Below are 22,468 nucleotides of genomic sequence, written 5' to 3' on the forward strand. Positions count from 1 at the left end.
TACTGCGGGAGACAGATGTGGAACTACTTTTCCCTATGGTGTGCCGCTTTGGCGCAACAAATCGCCCAATGGGGCGCTGGGCACGAAGGAATGGTGCGGCGGGGCTGGCTGGAATGGTCTGAGCCGTCCCTGCCAGCCGTGGACGTCAGAGCGTCATCACCATTTCATGCCACGCCATGCCGCCGTGGTCCGACGGGGACGGCTTGACGTATGTGTAGCCGAAGCGCTCGTACAGCGGGACATGCCGCTCCTTGCACATCAGGTGGATGGGGTCGCCTTTCCGGCCGCGCGCATACGCTCGACGAAGGCCGTCATCAGCATGCGGGCGTAGCCTTTGCCCTGCTCGTCCGGGGCGAGCACGACGGACATGATCACGACGTTCGGTGCGGCCGCATCATGGCCGACCAGTTCCTTGAACGCTTCGTCGGACATGACGACTTCGTGCGCGCATCCCGAGTTGATGAAGCCGACGACCTGCTCGTCGCGCGTCAGGACGAGAAAGCCCTCGGGGTATTGGTCGATGCGCGTGGCGATCTTCTCGCGGGTGGCGGCTTCGTCGCCTTCATAGGCGCTGATTTCGATCTCATAACAGCGGTCGACGTCAGCCGGGCGCGCGTTGCGCAGTTGCAGCAGGGGTTCCATGGTGTGCATCAATTGGGGGGAGGGACGCAGTATACGTTCAGCGCTTAAGCGTCCGGAAGGTTCGGAACGTCGGCGCGATGGCGGCGGCGAGCACGTTGAAGCCGACGAGGCAGAGCATCGTCACGATGGCTGCATCGATGCCGGAAGCCGCGACCAGACGTCCGGCGACAAATGGGAAGCCGAAGGCCCCGGCAAAGTAGCCGAGCGTGAAGACCTGCGATGCGACTGCCGCCGAAATGCCTAGCGACTCGGCGACGTTCACGGCCATGGCGTTCAACGTCGCATAGGTCAGGCCGTAACCGGTGGCAAACAGCACCGTGGCGACGATGTAAATCGACGCACTTCCCGGATTGGCGAGGAGCAGGCCGATGCCGACGAACGTGATGACGAACAATGACACGGCGAGGCGGCCCAGCGGCAACTTGCCGATGGAGGAGGCCACTGTGAATCGAAGCAACACTGTCGTGATGGTGAACGTAATGAAGAACAGGTCGGCGCTCAGTCCGCGAGATTGTGCGTAAAGGCTCTGGAACGTGGAAAGGCCGGTAAACGAACACGCCGAGATGCCCATGAGCGCAATCGGCCATGCGGTTTTCGAGCTCAATACTTGCATCACGGCAGACGTCGTGAGGGCGACGGTCTTCAAGGGCAACTGCGGGTGTTGCGAAAGATGGTGCTTCACTCGCAGCATGAAGCCTGCGGCAACGACGCATAGTGCTGCGAAGACACCAAACGTGAGGGTGGGGCTGCCAAACTGACGCACTAGTGCGTGCCCCAGCGGTGCGGCCAGCCCCATCCCCAACATTTGCGCGCCTGATAGCAGCGTGAAGGCTTCGATGCGTGCCTTCGGTTGCAGACACTGGATGATTTGAATCGGCGCGAGCATGTAAAAGACGGCCCAGCCGAAGCCCAGCAGCAATCCGCCGACGTAGGCCATCGGCATGCCGTGGACGCCAACGCGCGAAAAGCACCCCATGGCGAGCGCCATCACCGTCGCGGCGCCCGCGATCATCGGCAGGATGCCCATGCGTTCCGCCAGTCTGCCTGCGATCAGCGATCCGGTCAGTGTGGCCACGGTGCCGATGCCGATGACGGTGCCTGCGCTGGCAGGAGGAAACCCGGTCGCGCGCAAGGCATCCGCCAGCAGAAAACTCGACCCGTACGCCAGTGCGAGCGTCATGGAGGCGAAGAGATACGGTACGAGAATTCGAAGCGACAACCGTTCGGCCAGATCGATGTCCGGATGCGTTGCAAAGCCAGGCGCGACTTTCATGACGAGTAGGCGTGGATGCAGGGGGAGTGAGTTGAGCCATTATCGGCGTTCCTCGAGCATTCGTCTCGTCATCCAAACCAACATCACCGCCTCACGTCGGACGCGGCACCGCGCAAAATAAGCCTGCGCGATGCCAGCGGCTTCACTTCCCTTAGCGCCTGATGTGCGCTCAGGGCAGCAACACCTTATCTACGACATGAATCACGCCATTGGACTGGAACACGTCACCGATGGTGACTTTGGCGACGTTGCCTTTGTCGTCGGTGACGGTCAGCCCATTACCGCTTTGCTGGACGGTCAGCGAGTCGCCTTCCACGGTCTTGAGCATCGCCTTGCCGCCGCCGCTCTTGACCATGCCCATCAGTTCATGTGCGCCAAGCTTGCCGGGGACGACGTGATACGTCAGCACCTTGACCAGCGTCGGCTTGTTCTCAGGCTTGAGCAGCGTGTCGACGGTGCCTGCGGGAAGCGCAGCAAAGGCCTCGTTGGTCGGCGCGAAGACGGTGAACGGTCCCGGCCCTGACAGTGTGTCGACCAGACCGCCTGCCTTCACGGCGGCGACCAATGTCGTGTGGTCCTTCGAATTCACGGCGTTTTCGATGATGTTCTTCGATGGGTACATCGCCGCCCCGCCCACCATGACGGTCTTCTCGCTGCCGTCCATCGACGCCGCCGTGGCGTGCATGCCCGGGAAGTAACCGGCTGCGAGAAGAACCAGCAGAAATCCACCAAATCGTTGCGTTCTCATGTCTTCACCCGTTCTATGGCGCTTCGCGAAGTGGAAGCAACGTCAAATACGAGTCGATGTCGCCATCGGATGCAAAGAGACGAAAAGATCGCTTGCGCAGACACAAGCGAGGGCCGACGCGAACGAAAAGCGACTGATACGCGCGACCGGTATGCATCCGTCTGCCCTTGCCGCACGTATCTGTCGATAGGAAAGCCGTTCCTTGTTGACGGCACGAATGCCCTGAATGGCCTGATGTCGATGCATATCCGGACGGGAGGCGAAGATGCTATATTCCGCAGAACCTCACCGTAGCGATTTTCGCGACTGCCTTGCACGCATGAACGAATCCCGGGAAAGCGAAGATCGGTCTCGCCCAACGTCTGCACGCCCGCCTGCGGACGAGGCACGCATGGCTGCGCGCGAGGAGCTCGGCGCGATGCTGAGCGCCGTCGCGAACGAAGATCGCGAGGCGTTCGCTGCGCTTTATCGAAAGACGTCGGCACGGATCTTCGGTGTGATCGTGCGCATGGTTTCCGACCGTGCGGAAGCCGAGGATCTGCTGCAGGATGTCTATGTCAACGTGTGGCGGCGCGCTTCAGCATTCGATGCCACCCGTGGCACGGCGATGACCTGGCTGATTACGCTGGCTCGCAACCGCGTGATCGACCGCCTGAGGCAGTCTCGTGAGGCGTCGCTAGACGAGGATCACGCCCTCAATATCCCTGCCGACACCCCCTCGCCGTTGCGGATGGCGGAGGCCAGCGAAGCCCGGCGTCGACTGGAACACTGTCTGCAACTTCTTCCGCCACAACAACGCAATGCCGTGTGCGAGGCATTTTTCAGTGGGCTGGCATACAGCGAGCTCGCGGAGCGTCTTGCCGTCCCCCTGGGCACTGTGAAGAGCTGGATACGTCGCAGCCTGATGCAGCTAAAAGGGTGTCTTGAGCCATGAACACGCCCGCGCATTCCGACGACGATCTGCGTTGCGCCGAGCATGTGCTTGGTGTGATGGAGGCGGACGAACGTCTGGCGCTGGAGCGGGAGGCATTGGCGAATCCGGCATTACAGGCGCAACTGACGTTCTGGCAGGATCATCTGACGCCGCTGACCGAAGACTTGCCGCACGAAGCGCCACCGGATCGGGTGTGGCAGCGCGTCGAGCAGGCGATCCGGCCGACGCAACCGAGTGCAACAACCCGTGCGACGCCCCATGTGCCGCCGATTGGGCTCTGGGACTCTCTGCCACTGTGGCGATGGCTGGGCATCGGCGCGAGTGTTGCCGCGCTGGTGTTGCTCGCCGTGGCGCTCAAGTTCGCGTTGCCGGGTGGCACGCCGACGCCATCCGTCTCGCTCGACTATCGCGTGGCGACCATCGCGCGACAGGATGGTGTTGCGCACTGGACGGCGACCATCGCGTCGCAACAGGATCAACTCCTCATCGTCCCCGCGACTCGGCCGACGATTGCCGAGAACAAAGTGACCGAGCTTTGGCTGGTACAGGGCGATGCCAAACCCGTCCCGCTCGGCGTCTTCGATCCCGCGCAAACGGTGACGATCCCGCTGCCCCATGCGACGGCCGTCGCGCTGCGCGGTGCCGCTGCGGTTCTTGCCGTCTCTCTCGAACCGCCTGGGGGATCTCCGACCGGGCAACCCACCGGCCCGGTCATCGCGACGGGGGCGCTTCATCCGGCTTGATGCTGAGTGTCAGATGGAGGAAGCGCTGGCCGCGTTAGGGGGCTACGGTCGTTACTCGACCACGACCTTATCGATCTGAAAGCTGCCAGCCAGACCATCGACTCGCCACTCAAGATTTACCCCCACGCCATAGTCTTGCAGCCAGACGCTGCGGTCCATGTACGGAGGCCCCTTTCCCGGACGAGGTGACACGCACTGCACGCTGACGGCCACACCGGAAAGTCCCTGTGCGATTTCGGACGCTGGCCGACTCTCTCCGATTTCACATTGATTGACCGGCAAATAGTCGCCGCTCAATGGGGGTTCCGTCGCCACAGCCTGAATCAGACTGCCCGGGACGGGCAACGCATCGCCGGGCTTAAGCGGCACATCTGGAAATGTGCGTAATTGACTCAGGTGATAAGCCCATTTTGCGATGACAAGCTGATTTCTCAAGCCTTGAAAGCCGTAGCTTAGTGCATAGGACACTCGCGCATTTTCGCTATCTGTACCGCCCGCTTCCGTCATCTCGGCGATAACGCCGTTGTTCCTCCGGTTGACGAAGATGTTGCGAACAGGCCCCGATTCCCCCGCTAGCTCGCTGACCCATCGGCCTTCGAAGACGATGCGCTTGAATGGCAATGGATGGCTGCCGTCGGCTGGCAGTCGCCGACGCAACGTCGCAGGCAACGCCTTTTCGTCAAACGTCTCGTCGAAATAGCGCTGGGGTGACGCAACAATGGATGCGGCGGCGGTAGTCTTTCGCTGCATCACGCGGAATACCTCGTAAGAAGTACGCCGCTGCTCCGACTCGGGCATCTTGTCCAGACCCGCGACCATTGCACGGATGCCACGACAAACTTGGTCTCGCGTCGTTGATGTGTCCGGCGACGACTCCACCTTCGATTCCAGTTTGTGTAGCCAGGCGTTGGCTTCGAGCCGTGCCCCCAGATCGTAGTGCTCCTCGGCTACGTTCGGGGCCTGCCGGGTGACGAGTTCGAGCAGCGTCATATTCCTGTCGAAATCCTTCGGTGACATCGTGCGTGACATCTGAAACCAGTCCGGCTGCGCCGAGGGCGTCTCGCTGCACAAGCTCGCCGGATCGTTGCTACGAGCTGCCAGTAATCGCAGCAAACGCATGCGTGACTCGGGACTGTATGAAATGTCGGGGAAACTCGCGAATCCCTTTGAGGGCCGAGGGTCGTTAGCAACGGCCATCAGAAACGCCGTCAGCCGCTTGCCCTGAGGGCTGTCCGGGTCGATCCGTTCGTTGCGAAGCCCATGACGGATGACCTCAACCGGTATCGGCGTCTCAATGCCGAACCGTCCGCTTGGCGATGGCGGTTTCCCCGGTGACGAAGCGGATGGCAACGCTCCCGGTGTACTGACCCCGAAGGACGGGCAGGACGCGAGGGCGCAGAGCACAGTGACCGTTGTGACGAACGTAAATTTCATTGGCGCAGCGAGAGGGTGGAGGGTGTCGATCGAAGGTTTATCGACCAAAACCAGAAAATCTGTAGAGGGTCGCTTGGCCTCTCGCTGCGTCACGAATTGATGACGTAGAATCCGGACATCCCATCGAAATATGAATTCTGCTCATCCATCATGCTTGACCGTATCCATTTGTCCATCGTTCAGGAGGTGGAAAAGCAAGGGTCGCTGACCGCCGCCGCAGGTGTGCTGCACGTAACGCAGTCGGCGTTGAGCCACAGCATGAAGAAGCTGGAACAACAGCTAGGCACCAACATCTGGTTGCGCGAGGGCCGGAGTCTGCGTCTGACGCAGGCCGGACAATATTTGCTGGCGGTGGCCAACCGAGTGCTACCGCAACTGGACCTGGCCGAGGAACGCTTGCAGCAGTTCGCGCAAGGTGAGCGGGGCGCGCTGCGCATCGGCATGGAATGCCACCCGTGCTACCAGTGGCTGCTCAAAGTCGTGTCGCCCTATCTGGCCGCATGGCCGGATGTCGATGTCGACGTCAAACAAAAATTTCAGTTCGGTGGCATCGGCGCGCTGTTCGGTTACGAGATCGACCTGCTGGTCACGCCCGATCCGCTGAACAAGCCCGGGCTGGTCTTCGAGCCGGTGTTCGATTACGAACAGGTGCTGGTCGTTGCCAGCAATCACAAGCTGGCCAAAGAGGAATACATCAAGCCCAAGCAACTGACCAACGAGGTGCTGGTGGCTTATCCGGTGCCGGTCGACCGTCTGGACATCTACAACATGTTCCTCACACCGGCGGGCATTACGCCGAAGCGTCACAAGCCTATCGAAACCACCGACATCATGATGCAGATGGTCGCCAGCGGCCGGGGCGTGGCGGCGCTACCTCGCTGGCTGGTGCTGGAGTACGCGGACAAGATGGATGTCGTGCCCGTCCGGCTGGGCAAGAACGGTATCGCCAAACACATCTATCTAGGTGCTCGCGAGGCCGATATGGGCACCGATTATCTGCGCGCCTTTATCGAGCAGGCGAAGAAGCCCGCCAAGGCCTGAGGCGCTATCGCCGTAACCTACATGAACGGCATTCATAGAAACATGAGAATTTATCGATTTTCATAATGGTGGGTCGGACACCATAATTCGAAGCTCTTAGTCCGATGTACGCGGGCGTTATTCATGGAGCTTCTCATGGCGTCCGCAATCGAACGCAAGCCATTAGCATTACCCGGCGGGCACAAGAAGGTGTTGCTGCACTCATGCTGCGCACCGTGCTCCGGTGAAGTCATGGAAGCCATTCAGGCTTCCGGCATCGACTTCACGATCTTCTTCTACAACCCGAATATCCATCCGCTCAAGGAATACGAGCTTCGCAAGAACGAGAACATCCGTTTTGCCGAGAAGTTCGGGATTCCGTTCGTCGACGCCGATTACGACCGCGACAACTGGTTCGAACGTGCCAAAGGTATGGAGCACGAACCGGAGCGCGGCGTGCGTTGCACGATGTGCTTCGACATGCGCTTCGAGCGCACCGCGCTGTACGCCCATGAGCATGGCTTCCCGGTCATCACAAGCTCGCTCGGGATCTCGCGCTGGAAAAACATGCAGCAGATCAACGATTGCGGCGTGCGCGCAGCGTCTCACTACCCCGACATGCTGTACTGGGAATACAACTGGCGCAAAGGCGGCGGGTCCGCTCGCATGATCGAGATCAGCAAGCGCGAGAACTTCTACCAGCAAGAGTACTGCGGCTGCGTTTATTCGCTGCGCGACACGAACAAGCATCGTGTAGAGAGCGGTCGTGAACGCATTCAGCTCGGCGTGACGTTCTACGGTGACGACACCGCAGAACAGGGCGAGTAAGTTTAATTTCAGAATCAGAGCGTCAGATCATCATGAGTCAAGATTTCACATTCGCCATCAAGCGCATCAGTTTCGACGAGGACTATCGCCCGTCGGACAATACGCGCATCACGACCAACTTCGCTAATTTGGCCCGTGGCAGCAGCCGTCAGGAAAACCTGCGCAATACCCTCCAGATGATCGACAACCGTTTCAATGCGCTGGCGCATTGGGACAATCCGAAGGGCGACCGTTACACCGTCAAACTCGACATCATTTCCGTCGAGATGAGCATTGGTGGTGAAAGCAACGGAAGCGCGCTGCCGCTGATCGAAATATTGAAAACCAGTATTTTCGACAAGAAGAACAACGTGAATATCGACGGCATGGCGGGGAATAACTTCTCCTCGTACGTGCGCGATTACGACTTCAGCGTGCTCTTGCTGGCGCACAACAAGGATCAGCCGAAGTTCGGCACGCCGGAGAATTTCGGCGACCTGCATGGCAAGCTCTTCAAGGCGTTCGTGAGTTCTGACACTTACAAAGCCAACTTCAACAAGCAGCCTGTTATTTGCCTGAGCGTTTCGAGCACGCGCACCTATCGTCGGACGGCCAATGTGCACCCTGTGCTGGGCACCGAATACTTGCAGGACGAGTATTCGCTGACCGACGAGTACTTCGCGAAGATGGGCTTGCGAGTTCGCTACTTCATGCCCCGCAATAGCGTCGCGCCTTTGGCCTTCTATTTCTCCGGCGATTTGCTGGGCGATTACACGGATCTCGAACTGATCAGCACCATCAGCACGATGGACACGTTCCAGAAGATCTATCGCCCTGAGATTTACAACGCGAATTCCGCCGCAGGGGAATCCTATCAGCCGAGTCTGAAGCATCAGGATTACTCGCTGACTCGCATTGTCTACGATCGAGAAGAACGTAGCCGTCTGGCTATCGAGCAGGGAAAGTTTGTCGAGGAGCACTTCGTCAAACCCTACCGCGCCACGCTTGATCAGTGGTCCGCTAACTACGCTCATTGACTCACTTAAACGCAAGGTCATTCATCGTGAAAAAATTGTTGCCGACTTCGACTGCTGGTAGTTTGCCGAAACCGTCCTGGCTCGCAGAACCGGAGAAACTCTGGTCGCCGTGGAAGCTGGAAGGCGAAGAATTGGTGCAGGGCAAGCAAGATGCACTGCGTCTGTCTCTGCAAGAACAACAACATGCGGGCATCGATATCGTCAGCGACGGCGAGCAAACGCGTCAGCATTTCGTGACGACGTTTATCGAACACCTGAGCGGCGTCGATTTCAATAACCGTCAGACCGTGCGAATTCGCGACCGCTACGACGCGAGTGTGCCGACGGTCGTGGGCGCTGTTGCCCGCCAGAAGCCGGTGTTTGTCGAAGACGCGAAGTTCCTGCGTGCGCAGACCAAGCAACCGATCAAGTGGGCGCTGCCCGGCCCGATGACGATGATCGACACGCTGTACGACGATCACTACAAGAGTCGTGAAAAGCTGGCCTGGGAATTCGCCAAGATTCTCAATGAGGAAGCGAAGGAACTGGAAGCTGCGGGCGTCGACATCATTCAATTCGACGAACCGGCATTCAACGTCTTCTTCGACGAAGTCAACGAATGGGGCGTGGCGACGCTGGAGCGCGCCATTGAAGGCCTCAAGTGCGAGACCGCGGTTCACATTTGCTACGGCTATGGCATCAAGGCCAATACGGACTGGAAGAAGTCGCTGGGCTCGGAGTGGCGTCAGTATGAAGAAGCCTTCCCGAAGCTGCAGAAATCCAGCATCGATATGATCTCGCTGGAATGCCACAACTCGCATGTGCCCATCGATCTGATCGAACTCATTCGCGGCAAGAAGGTGATGGTCGGGGCCATTGACGTGGCGTCCGAAACCATTGAAACGCCGGAAGAAGTCGCCAGCACGCTGCGTAAGGCACTGAAGTTTGTCGATGCCGACAAGCTCTTTCCGTGCACCAACTGCGGTATGGCACCGCTGCCCCGTGCGGTGGCACGCGGCAAGCTGGCTGCACTGAGTGCCGGTGCGGAAATCGTGCGTCGCGAACTGTCGAACTAAGGTCTGAGCCGTCCGGCGCAAGTCGGCCCGCAGGCGTGCTACCGATCTGAACGGATCGGTTTGCGTGGCGAGCGGGTTGGCTTGCGCCAGTTGAATTGCCCCCCGGTATTTCTCCCCCGCTATGTCACTTCCCCGTCCGGCCATCGAGCCATTGCGCTTTCGCGAAGCGCTCGGGCACTACGCCTCCGGTATCACGATCATCACGTCGCACATCGACGACGAGCCGCTAGGCTTCACCTGCCAGTCGTTCTATAGCGTGTCGACGAATCCGCCGCTGGTGTCGTTCAGCGTGATGGCCACGTCGGCCAGCTACCCCAAGATCCGTCAGGCGGGACGCTTCGCCGTCAACATCCTGTCGGAAGATCAAGCGGAAATTTCCAACCAGTTCGCCCGACGAGGCACGGACAAATGGCGTGGCGTCGACTGGCGGATTTCGCCGCTGGGCAATCCCATCATTCCGGGAAGCCTTCACTGGCTGGATTGCGAAATCTACGCGGAGCACGCCGCAGGCGATCACATGATTGTGATCGGCGAGGTAAAGGCGTTAGACGCGCAGGATGCGGCAGCGAATCAGCCGTTGCTGTACTTCAAAGGGCAGTATCGCAACATCGGCGATCACGGAGTGGTGTGAGTGCTCGTGATATTAGTAATAAAAATTATCAAATCGCGAGCAATATCGGTCGAGTGTTGCATTGTTTATCGTTCAAGTGATGTAATCCATTTGCGGATCGATCTCTCACCGCATCTCAGGGGAAGCGGCGTATGCCGCATGGTCTGCGCCCTAAGATCGCTCTCGTTTCAAGCAAACGTATTGAAAATTCAGCTGACACTTCGGGTCAGCTGAATGTTTTTGCCTCTGCCAAGTTGAATGCATCGACTCGTCGGACAAGGAGAAAACAATGAAATCGTATTGGCTGAGGATGCGCGAGGTCATCTTGATCGCGATGGTATCGGTTATATCGACCAGCGCTTTGAACGTCCGGGCGCAGACACCGCGCTTTGATGAACTGGCCAGAATTCCACTGACTGAGGGCTACCTCTCGCAAAGCGACTCGCGCACGCTCAAGGACGAGCTTCTCTTTCAGCGTGCGGTGCAGTCATATCTTTGGGCGCAGCCAGCCTTGAGTATCTTCGCGATGAAGGAAGGCTCGGAGAAGCTGTTCGGTAAAGGCTACAACATTCTCCCGATCTGGAAGGAGCGGTTGAACGCAAAAACCCAAGTCACGACTCCAAACTCAGACGTGATCTATGCGATGGGTTATTTGGATCTTAAGACCGATGGTCCGATGGTATTGGAGGTTCCACCGGGGCTGCAGGGTATTTTGGACGATTTTTTCCAACGTCCGATCTGTAACCCTGCGCCTGTCAAGGAGAAAACTTGGTATCCGGCACCCTATGCAAAGGACGTCTGGTGCGGTGACGTAGGCTTGCCTGGCCCTGATAAGGGAAAGGGCGCGAATTATCTGATTATCCCTCCGGACTATCAGGGCGAGATTCCTAAGGGGTACATCGTCTACAAGTCCAAAACGTACAACGTGTTCGTGTTCTGGCGGGCATTTTTCAAAGACCCAGCCAATCTATCGGAACCGGTGGATCTGATCATGCGAACCCGGATCTATCCGCTGGGCAAGAAGAGTACCGCGAAGGCGATGCAGTTTCCTGACGGATCGACGGCGGCTCCGTACATGCTCTATCCGACTGACGGTTCCGCATTCGACATGCTCTCGCGCTTCGTCGACAGCGAATATGTCGATTCGGCCGACGCGGACATGCGCGGTATGTTGGCCAGCATCGGAATCGTCAAGGGACAGCCCTTTAAGCCTGACGACCATGCGCGCGACATTTTGGATAAAGCTGGGAAAACGGCATTCCGAATTGGCCGCGCGATCGCCTATGATCCGCCGCCGATCGTCCCGAACACACGTTGGTATCCGGATCGCAAATGGGTAAATCCGTTCCCAGCCAATACCGACTTCACAGGCCCCTCATTCAAGTACCTTGATCTGCGCACAGGATTCTTTGCCCTTGCATATTCAGCAAGTCCCGCAATGGCTGTGAACATGGCGGGTATGGGGGCGAAGTACCCAGTGGCGTTTACCGATTCGGATGGCGACCCGCTTTCCGGCGGCAAGTCGTACAAGTTACATTTGCCCAAGGACATTCCGGCTAGCATCTTCTGGTCGGTCACGGTCTACAAGCCGGACACTGCTTCCGGATTGGACAACGGTCAGCCCTTCCCGTCGATCAATACGATGGACAAGCCCGATATGAACGCTGATGGCTCGCTGGATATGTACTTTGGGCCTACGGCGCCTGCCAATCAGAGCAAGAACTGGATGAAGACGGTGCCTGGTGAAGGCTTTTTCGTGATCTTACGGCTGTACGGGCCGAAGCAGGCGTTCTTCGACCAGAGTTGGAAGCCAAGCGACGTCGAGAAGGTACGATAGATCGTCATGCAGCATTCCATGGGAACGTTGATGGCCCCTCGCTCGGGGCCGTCTGTTTCTGGTGGATGTAGCCACGGGCAAACGACAGCTTTCGACCTAACGGAGACAGTCAAACATTGGCACCGGACGGCCGCATTCAAACCTATAGCGGACGGTTACACGTTAGCCGCGCTTCGTTGTATCGCGACGCACTTGATTTCGGTCAGCAGTCCCGGATGCGCAAGCTCCGATACTCCAATCGCGGTCCAGGCACATGTGCCACGCGGAAAGACGCGGTTCTTCACCTCGCGGAAGACCGGCATGTGTACGCTCATTTGTACGTGGTAAGTCGTCATTTCGACAACGTCTTCAAACGTACAGCCTGCCGCATCGAGAAGTGTCTTTAAGTTTTCCCAGCACGCGAGGAACTGTGCCTCAGGATCGCGGATGACCTCAAGTTCACGTGTACGCCCGACTTGCCCGGCGCAAAAGACGGTTGTTCCTACCTTGACGGCTGGCGCGTAGCCCGCGCGCTCAACGATCTGCTCCATTCCATCGGGAACAATGATTTCTCGGTCGGTCATGCAACAGGTCCTTCGTGATAGTGAGGGGCGATTCGGTGTTCAAGTCAACGCGACTATACGCGGAAGCTTGTCAAATCCGCGCCGACGCGGCCATCTGTCGCATCGGACTGCACCACTTCGATTGGCCGAAAACGGTCGTCGCCTTTTGATTAACAGCACCTCCTGATATTAGTAATAAAAACGGTTACCACGACGCGTAGCAACTACTTGAAAACAAATGGGATCGCCATTCCTCGTTCAAACGGTTACGGTCACGCCGCGGCGAGCGAGTTGCGTAGTGCAAAGGAATAAAGTCGGTTACGCCGATGATAACGAGCGGCGGATTGCGACCCATGACAGACTCTCGGCACGTCGATACATCAACGGCGCTTCATAATGCGAAGCGGACGTTCGGTGCAGGAAGGTCACGGATGAGTCTTCGACCTCAGTGGTCCCTGAGCGGAGCCCTGGCGAATGGCTACTATTGACCGTTTCGAAGATCCCAACACCGAATCGGTGCTGCGGCCATATTCCAATCCTGACGTTTCAATCGAACTTCGGTGGCTGGAGCAATTACGTAAAGTGCAAAAATGGTTTATGACCCTGTTGGCGAGAGGCAACTCGGTTATAGAATCGCGTATGATCGTCGAAGATCGCGAGGGAACTAAAAAACCAACGCCATGCGTTATTTTCTAATACACGGGGGAAGTGGCATGAGTGCAAAATTTAACGAAGGATTGGTCGAGCGCAGCTATCACGCAGTTTGGGAGCGGCATTTTTCAACTCTTCTATCAGCTAATGGGTTTGAAACCTTTGTTCCAGGGGTAGAGGAAGTTCACGTTGGATTCGATCTTGGTTTCGCGAGAAATAATTCGTCGTACAAATTCACCGGTGATCAGTTTTTCGAATGGATGAAAAATCGAATAGCAGGTACAACCTCACCAGATAGTGCGTTTCTTTATGCTTATTTCTACCAATACAAACTCACGGAGAAGGTGGGAAATTTAAGCAAGATAAAGGATAAAGAAACGCGAGACACTCTGATTGGTGCATTTGGATACGTTGCGGGAGCTAATTCTTTCCGGGCAAAGCTCGATACGCGGCGAAACGTGTATGCAAAAGGCACTAAAATTCGCCCCTTTAGTCAGCATGAAGCATTATGCCGTTTAGCAAGAGTCAAAGGTGCTGACGTTTCTTATTGTACCCCGCGATTCCTTGAATCGACAGGCATCCCGCCTGAGCCGAAACGGAAGCTCACGGATTTAAATGTTGTTCCCGTGATTAATGGAACTCCCGAGCTTAATGACGGAAAGGTTCATTATCTTTATTACGAAAACTTGTTCGGGAAAAACCCGACTTGGTGTTCCGCGCCATTGCACGCAACGCTTCGGAATGACCCGCCAGTGCCAAGACTAATTTCTCCTTTGAATTTATTGAGAATGATGAAGGCTAACTTCACAGGAGAGGATGGGCCTGTCGAGATCGACTACTCGGAAATAGAGATAACGGACGTTGATTTATCGAAAGACAGATTCTTGGAGTATCTGCACGCGCTGCCAACCTGCACCCGTATCGTGAATTTTGGTTTACCCGACGTCCGGTAAGTAGTCTTTTTCTACCGTCCATCGGTGCATAGCCCCATAACCATTATGGCCGACGACGCGACGCGGGCTCTCCGCGGTTAAATGTCCGTTTACTGACGCGAACGGTCTCCTGAACGTCGGAGCAAAGCAACTAGCGAGGGTCTGTTCATGGCCGAAAGCGGTCGTAACACTTTGACCGCTGCCCGGCAGCGTGGCCTACGGGGCACCCCGACCCCGCTACGCCGTTACCGTTTTTATTGCGATTAACATGGTAGATTGCATTAGACGTGACTATTGAATTCAAGCCCGTGATTTTTCAGGAGATTTCTCGCACGTCTTTGGATGGAGGGATTTTTTAAAGCACGCGTATCGTGCGAGTCGTTTGTTTGCTCAGTTTTCGCTCCTATTTTTGCATTAGAAGTGACTATTGCTTGCTGAGCTTGGCTTTGCAGTTTTTTTCGATTGAGCATCGAGGCTGCTGTAATCGGGCCACTAGGAAACTCCCACCATCGCGTCGATACTCGCCTACCAAGCCGCGCAAGAGGCAGCGAAAGCTAATTGCGGTGCGCCCGGCTCGGAGGGCGTGTACATCTAGGGCGCGTTAGGATTGCGGAATGTATCCTAGATTTGAAGCGACTATCAGCCCCGCTGAACCGGCACTAAACTTCACGCAAAAGACCGCAAGACTTGAAAGTGGAGGGGGAGATGCTATTGCAAACGAGGGGGCCGAAAATTGGTGTTTGCAACATCTGCGGGGGCTATGGGGCGCTAACGGAGGACCACACACCGCCTAAGGGCGTAGTGCTGGTCAAGCAAATGGAGCTTCGCCACATTGCCAGCAGGCTATCTGCCGAGCCGATTTCTCATAAGTTCCGTCAGTTTCAGAACGGCGTGAAGTACCGAACTTTATGCGCGGGCTGCAACAACGGCCTCGGGGCTTACGATGACCCAGCACTGATTGAGTTTTCGGTAGGGGTGCACGAAGTGATGACGTCGCCATGGCCAATCTCGCATCGGAGGCTCATGCCCCAGAAAATCATGCGCTCGGTTCTCGGACATCTCTGCGCACAGGGCGTGGGGCGGTACGGCAAAGGTGAAATTACCGAAGTTCTAGCGCGGTACCTGACCGACAGACGAACCACACTCCCCGCGAGTCTAGAAGTCTATTGGTGGCCCTATCCGTACCGAGACCAAGTGCTCGTGAGAGACGCTGCTTATCTGGACATCCGGTCCGGTCACTCGATGACCATCTGGATTATGAAGTTCTTCCCGCTGGCCTTCCTGGTGGTCGTCAACCGACCAGACGAGGTGACGTTTCTCGGTTGTGAGCTTTCTGCACACCGCGACTGCGTGGACGGGGATGTGAAGGAAATCATGGTCGACTGCCGCTCCTTGATTCACCCCCATTGGCCTGAGGCTCCCACGGGCGAAAGCGCCATTCTCTTTGGGCCCGAGGCAACGTTCGCGCGAGAGCGCTCGGTTCCTGTTGCTGCGGCGACTCAAGACTCATCTGAATAGCAATACATGCGTGCCGCAGTCTGCAGCAAGCTGCTACCTTATAGGTTTGAGCAGACGTTTCTAGCCTTCGAGGGAAAACCTGATGCGAGCGGCAATTTAGAAGAGAAACCGCGCTCCAGCATTAAAAAGCCATCCACGCATACCAGCGCTCCCCACGTCCTGAGCCCAGGAAATTCGCCCATACAACGACATTCGCTCGGACATGGTCGCGTTGGCCCCGAGTGACAATCGCAACGAGTCACCCAGTTTCCCGCTGGTGAATCCCACGCCAGCCACGCTCACTTGCGTACCGTCAGTGAACGAATGCAGGTAATCGATAGCGGCATAGGGCGTCACGCGACCGGACCCCACCTCGAAGGGGCGCGTCAGGCGCAATCCAATGCGACCGAGAAACTGGTTCTGACTTCCGATATTGACTGGCAGACCGTCGGAATCAACCTGATTCTTAAAGGACACATGCTGGCCAACCAGTTGCAACTGAGGCTCAAGATTTAAGCCGGCTCCAACGGACATCGGATAGCCGGTCTCGACGGACAGCGCAACATCGCGTCCACGCAGGTCCATTGCCGTACTGTAGGCGGAAGTACTGACTCTGCCGTCGAACCAACCGAAGGAGAGCACATTGTCCACATACCACCCTTGAGTGCTTTGGTAAGTCGCGTACCCTGAGAGCCTGTAAGTATTGCCCGCAGTCGCGCTATATCCGTCAACTGCCTCGGGCTCAAAGTGCAGCCAGCCGACGGACCCGGCAAGGCCAAATCGCCAAATCCCCTCGGTGTCGCGCTGCTTAAAAAGGTTGCCACCAAACTGAACGGCACTGTAGTCGCCATTCGCGTTGTAGCCGTACTGCATGAACGAACGGTTGCTGTTGTAGTTGAAATGTCCACCATAAACACGAACAAATGCTTCCCCGTCGCCGAGGTCCCGCCCAAGCGCGCGGTCGTCTCTGACTTCGCCCAGTCGCCGATGCAACGTATCGATGTCAACCAATCCTGCATACAACAGTGCAGCCGGTGCCGAGAGGTAAGAGGCAACCTGTGGTGCGACCTCTGGGCGTGCGTTCTCCGGGATAGGTTCAGGCTGGACGGGGTCTTCGGGAGTCACCGGCCCGTCAGGCGTAACAAATGCTGCCTGCAGCCGATAGTCCCAGAAGCTGGAAGTAGTTCCAACTAATGACTGTGATGCGTCTGCGGCACCGTACTCAGAGCCGGGGCCATACGCGTATAAGTGGTACTGGAACGGCAAATTCCCAGCGGTAACGTAGCCGTTCTTGAGTGCAAAGGCATTCTGCGTCGAGTTCCCGGCGACCTGAATGATAGAGATGCCGTCCGTAGCTGAGAAAAGATGATATTCAGGTGCTGCTAACGTGCGTCGAAGCGTATGAGCTTGATACGCGGTCGTTGGTCCCGGGCTGCCGGAAACAGAATTGACCTCAACCAATGTTGTGCCCGACGCGTTACCGCCAATGAGCAGCCGGTCTGTGAACTGTTGCGATAGTGGACCGCCGAGATTCAGATAGGTATTGATTTCAAGGTTACCGCTGTTGCTGGTGTAGTTTCCCGAAACAAATATGGGTGTATACGACGTTGGCGCTGTTGGAGTGCTGCTTTGACTGGCTTTCGCGATAATGTTGACCCGGCTGGCGCTATTCTCCAGCGACGTTAGATTAGAGTCGCCGGTCACGTTCCATGTCGAGCCATTGCGAAGGGCTACGTTCGCAACGCTAAGGGCATCGGTAAGAATGCGACCTGTGAGTGTCGAACTATCGGAAGTGAGCGTCGCGTTGCCGGCAGAAGTGCCGTCCGCATTGACGTTGAGTGCGGAAAACCCTTGAGCTGCTATCACTCTTGAACCGTTCGTCAAGGTGATTGATGCATCTGGGCCAGTAACGTGAATGGCGTCGGACTGGTTGCTTTGAATCGTTGAGGCACTGAACGCCGCATGTTCATGTGAGCCTGGTACCCCGGTCATAAACAAGCCGTAAGCATTGCTTCCTTGCGCATGGAACGTCGTTCCGGTCGCGTTCAATGAAGCTGTATCTCCGCTAAAGAGATTTCGAAGGACCACAGCATGGGCACTGTCACCACTTGTCGCTACAGACGAAGGGACGCCGCCTCCTGTGGAGATGATGGTCAGAGTCGGGTTGCCAGTGGAGACGGTGCCAAAATCTGAATCTACGAGGCGGATACCGTAAGCGCCGGTACCTGACGTCACTATCGTCGAGTCTCGCACAATCGTGGCGCCATTCCCCTCGGCATCAATGCCGTGAGCCGAGGCCCCGCTCGTGATAATTGAGCTTACGTCATATTCGAGTGCTGCCGTACCTTCGTAGGTTCCGTGGCTCGCACGATTCAGCAGACCGTACGCTCCGATGCCATATGTCGTGATGCTAGAGTTGGATAGCTTGATTGAGCCTCCGCCTACGGCGCCAGCGCCCTGGCCGTAATCCCCACTCGTCACAATCGTCGTTCGGTCGCCGACGATTGTTCCACCAGACGTCGCCCACAAGCCAGCGCCTGAGGCGCCGCCTCCAGTCGTGATGCGTGTTCCCGTACCCAAATTCGCACTGGCCTGTCCGCCTGAAGTGCCGCTGACAACAACGCCGAATGAGTACCCGCCTATCCCCTGAATGGAAACGCCATAACCACTGGTTGAATCAATGTTGAAAGTGGCGATTGAATTAGCTCCCGTCGCCATTATTTGAATTGCAGTGTTGATGGGGCTGGTTACTGACATATCACTCACGGGGGCGAACGTAAGTGTCGTGGTTTTTCCTGCCGATGAGCTCACACGCACCGCAGTGGCCGAATTTTGTGTGCCACTCGTGTATATGGCATTTGTCCCGGCGGGTACGGATATCGCAGTTGATGGAGGGAGTGCCTGTCCGTATGCATCCACGCCCGTAACGCTCAAGGCTACGGCGCATGCTGCGGAAACGGCGGTCAAATGTGGTTGCCGCCCATTACCGAAAACAACGGAGCGTTCCTTGAGCTTGCGATTCATTTCATTTTTCCGAAAGTCATGTTCAATCCAGCAAAAATTTGCCACTTCGGAAAGTTGCCCGAGTGGGCTACGGAGTATTGCGGTTCGACGAATAAGTTGAAGATGGTCGTGCCGCTCTTCCATGCTTTGCCTGCACCAAACCCGACGAGGATGTAGTAGTTCCGATGTTGAAGGGCGAAAATCCAGGTTCCAGTGGAGCGGAGAGCCGACTGAATTGCGCCCTAGAACGCCAGGATTGCTGTCGCCTGTACCGTGGTGGTGCTCTTCAGGCGATTGGTGCTGGATATGCTGGGCACCCATCGAAGACTTGCGGAGCGTGGATGTTTCCCAGCAATCTTGGTGTCGAACGCGACGATGGGGCCCAAGGTGAAATCGCGACCGACGAAACCATTTAACCGGTCTGCGGGCGGGCCGCTGTCGTTGCCAAGCTGCGAAACTGTCCCATCACTAGACGGAAACCCAACGTCTTCGTCCAAACAACGCACGGCGAGTCTCGCCCAAAGCGACGCTAAGAGAAGCCCCAGCCTCCCTTAGCGTCTCATGTTAGTTCCGAACTCAGTTGCTCCGCTCTACCTGAGGCGGTGACCACTGCCCGCCCATGATTCTGTCTTTCGGCCAGTAGGCCCGAATGAATAGCTCGAATGCTCCTTTGGGCGTCGGCAGCCAATTTGAAACTTTGTCGTCACTCGGTCGTCTGTTTTGAACGTAAAGCGTGAGGGAGCCATCTGCGGCGTACTTCAAGTCCTTATTCTTCGTTCCCAACGAGAATCGGTTGAGTTCGTTGGGCGCAAAAAAATGGGCTTCGTCGTACAGCGTGACGGACCAGAAGCCATTGACGGGAGGTAGCTCGCCCTTCGGGAAAGTGACCCGATATTCGTGCTCGCCAGTTAATCTCTGGTTCTGCCCATCGTATTCCTGCGCGAAATATGCGGATTCTCTTCTCGGGTTTACGAAAATGTTTGCCTTGGCCGCCGCGGTACGACTGAAGTAGTCGGTTCCGAACTGTGCGCCGTTCTGTGGCGCAATCCAGTTGTTCCCCACCGGAACGCCGGCGTAGTAATAGCTATGCATCCCGGTGACCAATTCCTTGTCGGCCTCGACCGCAGATTGCCTAAGCGTCTCCGCTACATTAGGGTCCTTAGTAGCCGCGGAAAGCAGTGAGTTAATCCACGCATACAACGCCTCTTCGCCCGGTTGGGGTGGGACATCTTTCATGACTTGTGGGAGCTCGTCAAAGAACTTTTCAGGCTTAACCCATTGCGTCTCCCCACCACTTCCCTGAGTGCCACCCGCAGGGTCTGATAGCTTGGGGATAGAACTCCAGTCCTTGGTCTTGACCTTGCCATCGAACTCGCTCAACGGATACGACACAATCTGATTCACGAGCGGCCGGATAGCTTGGCGGTCTTCTGCGGTATCGTCCATGAATGCGCGTGGGATGATGTATCCGATATTGGTCGGCGAGCGGTATACACCCTTAATACCTTTGGGGACAGTTCCCTTCCAACCTGGCCCGGCTACCACGTAGAACCCAGGTTTCGTGCCATACATTTTGCCAACACCACCGAGCGTGTCGGTTCGCTGGTTACCCAATTGGTAGACCCAGAATCGGTCACCAAAATCGGGCACCTGAAAAACTACAGGCTCCTTATCGAGCGAGAGAATGCCAAACCCATAGACGACGTCCTGATTCGGTGTCGCAACTGCACGCTCTTCAGGTTTGATGTAGTCGACAAGCATGGTGAGCCGATTCAGTGGGCCAACCGGCAAGACGCCATCGCCTAAACCGTTTTCTGGCACCTTTGAGAAGACCATGTACCGATTGTAGATATTCACCATCGGCCAGCCCCATAAGTAGGCTAGCTTTCCGACCTGACGCACGTAGGCCTCAGGAAGATGCGTGCCTGCTACCGGGCCTGGAGGAGGTTTCTCGTTGGGTGATGTCTCGGCTGCAGTGCGTGCCGCCGTTGCTTGAGCTATCGCCGGCAGCGCCAATGCAGTAGCGACTAATACAGTGCAAGCGCGTCTATGCCAGTGCTTCTGCTTCATGAAGTGCTCCCGGTTGCGTGTTGCGGTTTATCAAGACGCTACGACTCGGCGCATCCTGAGTGGAGAGGCGCAGACGGATTGCATCGGTGGCGGGCTAAACGCAGCGCCGCTCATCTGCTCGCTAACTCCTTGATATCGTCAAGCTTCCATGACTTATCGAACCAGGGTGCCAGCGGACCGTAGAGACGGAAGATGGTGAACCAGCTCTTGCCAGGAATAGTTTGGACCCAGTTCCGCTCTTTCCCTTCGGGCGCCTTCGGGCCGAAATAGACGTCATAGGAACCATCGGCATTCTTCACAAGGTCTTTTTGGCTGGAAACACTGGGAAACTGCTGGTCCGTCTGCAGCATCGAGCGGGACTGTGTGTCGTACAGAACGATGGACCAGAAGTCCTTCACAGGAACGTTTGGTTGAACGTGCAGCACGTAGGTCTTCGCCCCATCAAATGGCACTCCGTTGCCGTCAGTATTTGATGAGGCATACTGCGAGCCAACACCTGGCATGGCAACTGCCATGGCCGGCGTGTCGACGGTCGCCGCGTAGAAGAACATCGTGCGCGCGTCGAAGTTGCGTGCGCCATCTGCCAGCCACTGATAGCTACCGCCAACAAAGGGTGTATTCCAATGCCTGTCGGGGTAAATACGCGCGGCCTTGTCTCGATTTGCAAAATCGATTGCCCGGGCCGTGGCGTTTCCAACTGCAGCCGCGTCCACCAGGATTTTCTTCATCCGTTCATCAGGTGTGAACGGCTTGCCTTTCTCTATTCCGATTGAACGAAAAATCCCGGTCATATCCGGTCCATAGGCACCGGCGGGCTCCTCCTGAATAATCTGGTTGACCTCGTCATAGAACGTCACGTCGTTGGCATGGATAGTGTTCATCGACATACCAGACGTGTTGACGAATCGCGTTTGCGGCGGATTGCCTTTTTGCGAGTACGGATAGACCCTCAAATGCGCCTTGATGCTTGCCACCGCCGGACCAGACGACCCGTTCTGAAGAAAGCCCCGTCCGACCAGCCAGTTTCCATACGTAGCAGATTTGACGATATGGTAGCCAGAGGCTGGCAAGTCTCCCTTGAAATCAGGTGGCACGACGAGATATTTGCCGCCTTTGCCTTTGTCCGGACCTGCGTTTCCAAAGTCCGAGATATAGCGAAACCAGAAGTCATCAATCACACCCAGCACATTAGGGGGGCCTTCGACGACGACGGGGCCGTTCTTCAAATCAAGCCACCCAAAGAAGTACACCGATTCCGTGTTTGTCGTCAGGAAAAGTGACTTCGAATCCATTAGCGTTTCGAAGATAGCGATGGTCCCATTGTCCGGACCAAGCTTTCGTAGGCCGCTTCGCATTGCAACCAGGGATGCCCCAGGTATTCCGCTCAGAAACGCTTCAACGCCGCGCTGGAAATCAAGATTGTCGTAAACCAACTGCGCAGTCTTTTGGGTAGGTACACCGTCAGTGAATTCGAGTTGACCGAGTCGTGTCTGTGTGGGGGAGGTCGTGAGAATCTGTGGCGGCAGCGGCGTCGTCATCCTGAAAGTCCCCTGCGCAAATGAGGATGGCGCACACGCGATGGTGGAAATCACCAAAAGACTTGTGGACACACTGAAAAGTCGATTCCTCATCA

The 22,468-nt window shown here is 56.7% G+C and carries 18 protein-coding genes and 2 pseudogenes; 11 read left to right on the forward strand and 9 right to left on the reverse strand.

The window, feature by feature from the left end; all coding sequences use genetic code 11:
• Window positions 1-145: 145 nt before the first annotated feature.
• The 3 genes and pseudogenes from ACIQWO_RS16860 to ACIQWO_RS16870 form a co-directional block, all read right to left on the reverse strand.
• A pseudogene (locus ACIQWO_RS16860) lies at window positions 146-651 on the reverse strand (GNAT family N-acetyltransferase).
• Between the two features lie 28 nt (window positions 652-679).
• Window positions 680-1,915, reverse strand: a complete 1,236-nt coding sequence (locus ACIQWO_RS16865) for an MFS transporter (protein ID WP_402826291.1) — start codon at window positions 1,913-1,915, stop codon at window positions 680-682.
• Window positions 1,916-2,084: 169 nt separating this feature from the next.
• Window positions 2,085-2,600, reverse strand: a complete 516-nt coding sequence (locus ACIQWO_RS16870) for a fasciclin domain-containing protein (protein ID WP_402826870.1) — start codon at window positions 2,598-2,600, stop codon at window positions 2,085-2,087.
• Between the two features lie 454 nt (window positions 2,601-3,054).
• Between ACIQWO_RS16870 and ACIQWO_RS16875 the strand changes: the two genes are divergently transcribed.
• Window positions 3,055-3,597 (forward strand): sigma-70 family RNA polymerase sigma factor, encoded by a 543-nt coding sequence (locus tag ACIQWO_RS16875; protein ID WP_402826294.1) that lies wholly within the window; start codon window positions 3,055-3,057, stop codon window positions 3,595-3,597.
• Window positions 3,594-4,340: an anti-sigma factor domain-containing protein gene (locus ACIQWO_RS16880; RefSeq protein WP_402826297.1), complete on the forward strand. Its 747-nt coding sequence runs from the start codon at window positions 3,594-3,596 to the stop codon at window positions 4,338-4,340. Before ACIQWO_RS16875 ends, ACIQWO_RS16880 begins: the two co-directional genes overlap by 4 nt.
• A gap of 51 nt (window positions 4,341-4,391) precedes the next feature.
• Here ACIQWO_RS16880 and ACIQWO_RS16885 read toward each other — a convergent pair whose 3' ends face one another.
• Complete coding sequence (locus ACIQWO_RS16885) at window positions 4,392-5,459, reverse strand: hypothetical protein (protein WP_402826300.1); 1,068 nt, start codon at window positions 5,457-5,459, stop codon at window positions 4,392-4,394.
• Between the two features lie 465 nt (window positions 5,460-5,924).
• Here ACIQWO_RS16885 and ACIQWO_RS16890 point away from each other — a divergent pair, with 465 nt between their 5' ends.
• From ACIQWO_RS16890 to ACIQWO_RS16915, 6 genes are all read left to right on the forward strand, one after another.
• On the forward strand, window positions 5,925-6,815 hold the full coding sequence (locus ACIQWO_RS16890; protein ID WP_402826303.1) for a LysR family transcriptional regulator: 891 nt from the start codon (window positions 5,925-5,927) through the stop codon (window positions 6,813-6,815).
• 135 nt (window positions 6,816-6,950) lie between these two features.
• Window positions 6,951-7,622, forward strand: a complete 672-nt coding sequence (locus tag ACIQWO_RS16895) for an epoxyqueuosine reductase QueH (RefSeq protein WP_402826306.1) — start codon at window positions 6,951-6,953, stop codon at window positions 7,620-7,622.
• Between the two features lie 32 nt (window positions 7,623-7,654).
• Window positions 7,655-8,638: a DUF1852 domain-containing protein gene (locus ACIQWO_RS16900; protein WP_402826309.1), complete on the forward strand. Its 984-nt coding sequence runs from the start codon at window positions 7,655-7,657 to the stop codon at window positions 8,636-8,638.
• Window positions 8,639-8,664: 26 nt separating this feature from the next.
• Window positions 8,665-9,693 (forward strand): methionine synthase, encoded by a 1,029-nt coding sequence (locus ACIQWO_RS16905; RefSeq protein ID WP_402826311.1) that lies wholly within the window; start codon window positions 8,665-8,667, stop codon window positions 9,691-9,693.
• A 121-nt stretch (window positions 9,694-9,814) separates the two neighbouring features.
• On the forward strand, window positions 9,815-10,324 hold the full coding sequence (locus ACIQWO_RS16910; protein ID WP_402826314.1) for a flavin reductase family protein: 510 nt from the start codon (window positions 9,815-9,817) through the stop codon (window positions 10,322-10,324).
• Window positions 10,325-10,592: 268 nt separating this feature from the next.
• Window positions 10,593-12,140 (forward strand): DUF1254 domain-containing protein, encoded by a 1,548-nt coding sequence (locus ACIQWO_RS16915; RefSeq protein WP_402826317.1) that lies wholly within the window; start codon window positions 10,593-10,595, stop codon window positions 12,138-12,140.
• A gap of 155 nt (window positions 12,141-12,295) precedes the next feature.
• Here the strand turns inward: ACIQWO_RS16915 and ACIQWO_RS16920 are convergent, their stop codons facing one another.
• On the reverse strand, window positions 12,296-12,703 hold the full coding sequence (locus ACIQWO_RS16920; protein ID WP_402826320.1) for a RidA family protein: 408 nt from the start codon (window positions 12,701-12,703) through the stop codon (window positions 12,296-12,298).
• Between the two features lie 453 nt (window positions 12,704-13,156).
• Between ACIQWO_RS16920 and ACIQWO_RS16925 the strand changes: the two genes are divergently transcribed.
• The 3 genes from ACIQWO_RS16925 to ACIQWO_RS16935 all read left to right on the forward strand — a co-directional run bounded on the left by ACIQWO_RS16925 (window position 13,157) and on the right by ACIQWO_RS16935 (window position 15,783).
• Window positions 13,157-13,378 carry a hypothetical protein gene (locus ACIQWO_RS16925; RefSeq protein ID WP_402826323.1) on the forward strand — a complete coding sequence of 74 codons (222 nt, stop codon included), beginning with the start codon at window positions 13,157-13,159 and terminating at the stop codon, window positions 13,376-13,378.
• A 17-nt stretch (window positions 13,379-13,395) separates the two neighbouring features.
• Window positions 13,396-14,286, forward strand: a complete 891-nt coding sequence (locus tag ACIQWO_RS16930; protein WP_402826326.1) for a hypothetical protein — start codon at window positions 13,396-13,398, stop codon at window positions 14,284-14,286.
• Between the two features lie 684 nt (window positions 14,287-14,970).
• On the forward strand, window positions 14,971-15,783 hold the full coding sequence (locus tag ACIQWO_RS16935; RefSeq protein WP_402826329.1) for a hypothetical protein: 813 nt from the start codon (window positions 14,971-14,973) through the stop codon (window positions 15,781-15,783).
• A gap of 96 nt (window positions 15,784-15,879) precedes the next feature.
• Here the strand turns inward: ACIQWO_RS16935 and ACIQWO_RS16940 are convergent, their stop codons facing one another.
• The 4 genes and pseudogenes from ACIQWO_RS16940 to ACIQWO_RS16955 all read right to left on the reverse strand — a co-directional run bounded on the left by ACIQWO_RS16940 (window position 15,880) and on the right by ACIQWO_RS16955 (window position 22,373).
• Window positions 15,880-18,786 (reverse strand): autotransporter outer membrane beta-barrel domain-containing protein, encoded by a 2,907-nt coding sequence (locus tag ACIQWO_RS16940; RefSeq protein ID WP_402826332.1) that lies wholly within the window; start codon window positions 18,784-18,786, stop codon window positions 15,880-15,882.
• A gap of 221 nt (window positions 18,787-19,007) precedes the next feature.
• Window positions 19,008-19,229: pseudogene (locus ACIQWO_RS16945) on the reverse strand (transporter); the annotation flags it as partial.
• Between the two features lie 112 nt (window positions 19,230-19,341).
• Window positions 19,342-20,835, reverse strand: a complete 1,494-nt coding sequence (locus ACIQWO_RS16950) for a DUF1254 domain-containing protein (protein ID WP_402826335.1) — start codon at window positions 20,833-20,835, stop codon at window positions 19,342-19,344.
• Window positions 20,836-20,945: 110 nt separating this feature from the next.
• Window positions 20,946-22,373, reverse strand: coding sequence for a DUF1254 domain-containing protein (locus ACIQWO_RS16955; protein ID WP_402826338.1), 1,428 nt, complete (start codon window positions 22,371-22,373; stop codon window positions 20,946-20,948).
• Between the last annotated feature and the right edge of the window lie 95 nt (window positions 22,374-22,468).

Source organism: Pandoraea sp. NPDC090278 (assembly GCF_044772185.1).
Lineage (GTDB): Bacteria > Pseudomonadota > Gammaproteobacteria > Burkholderiales > Burkholderiaceae > Pandoraea.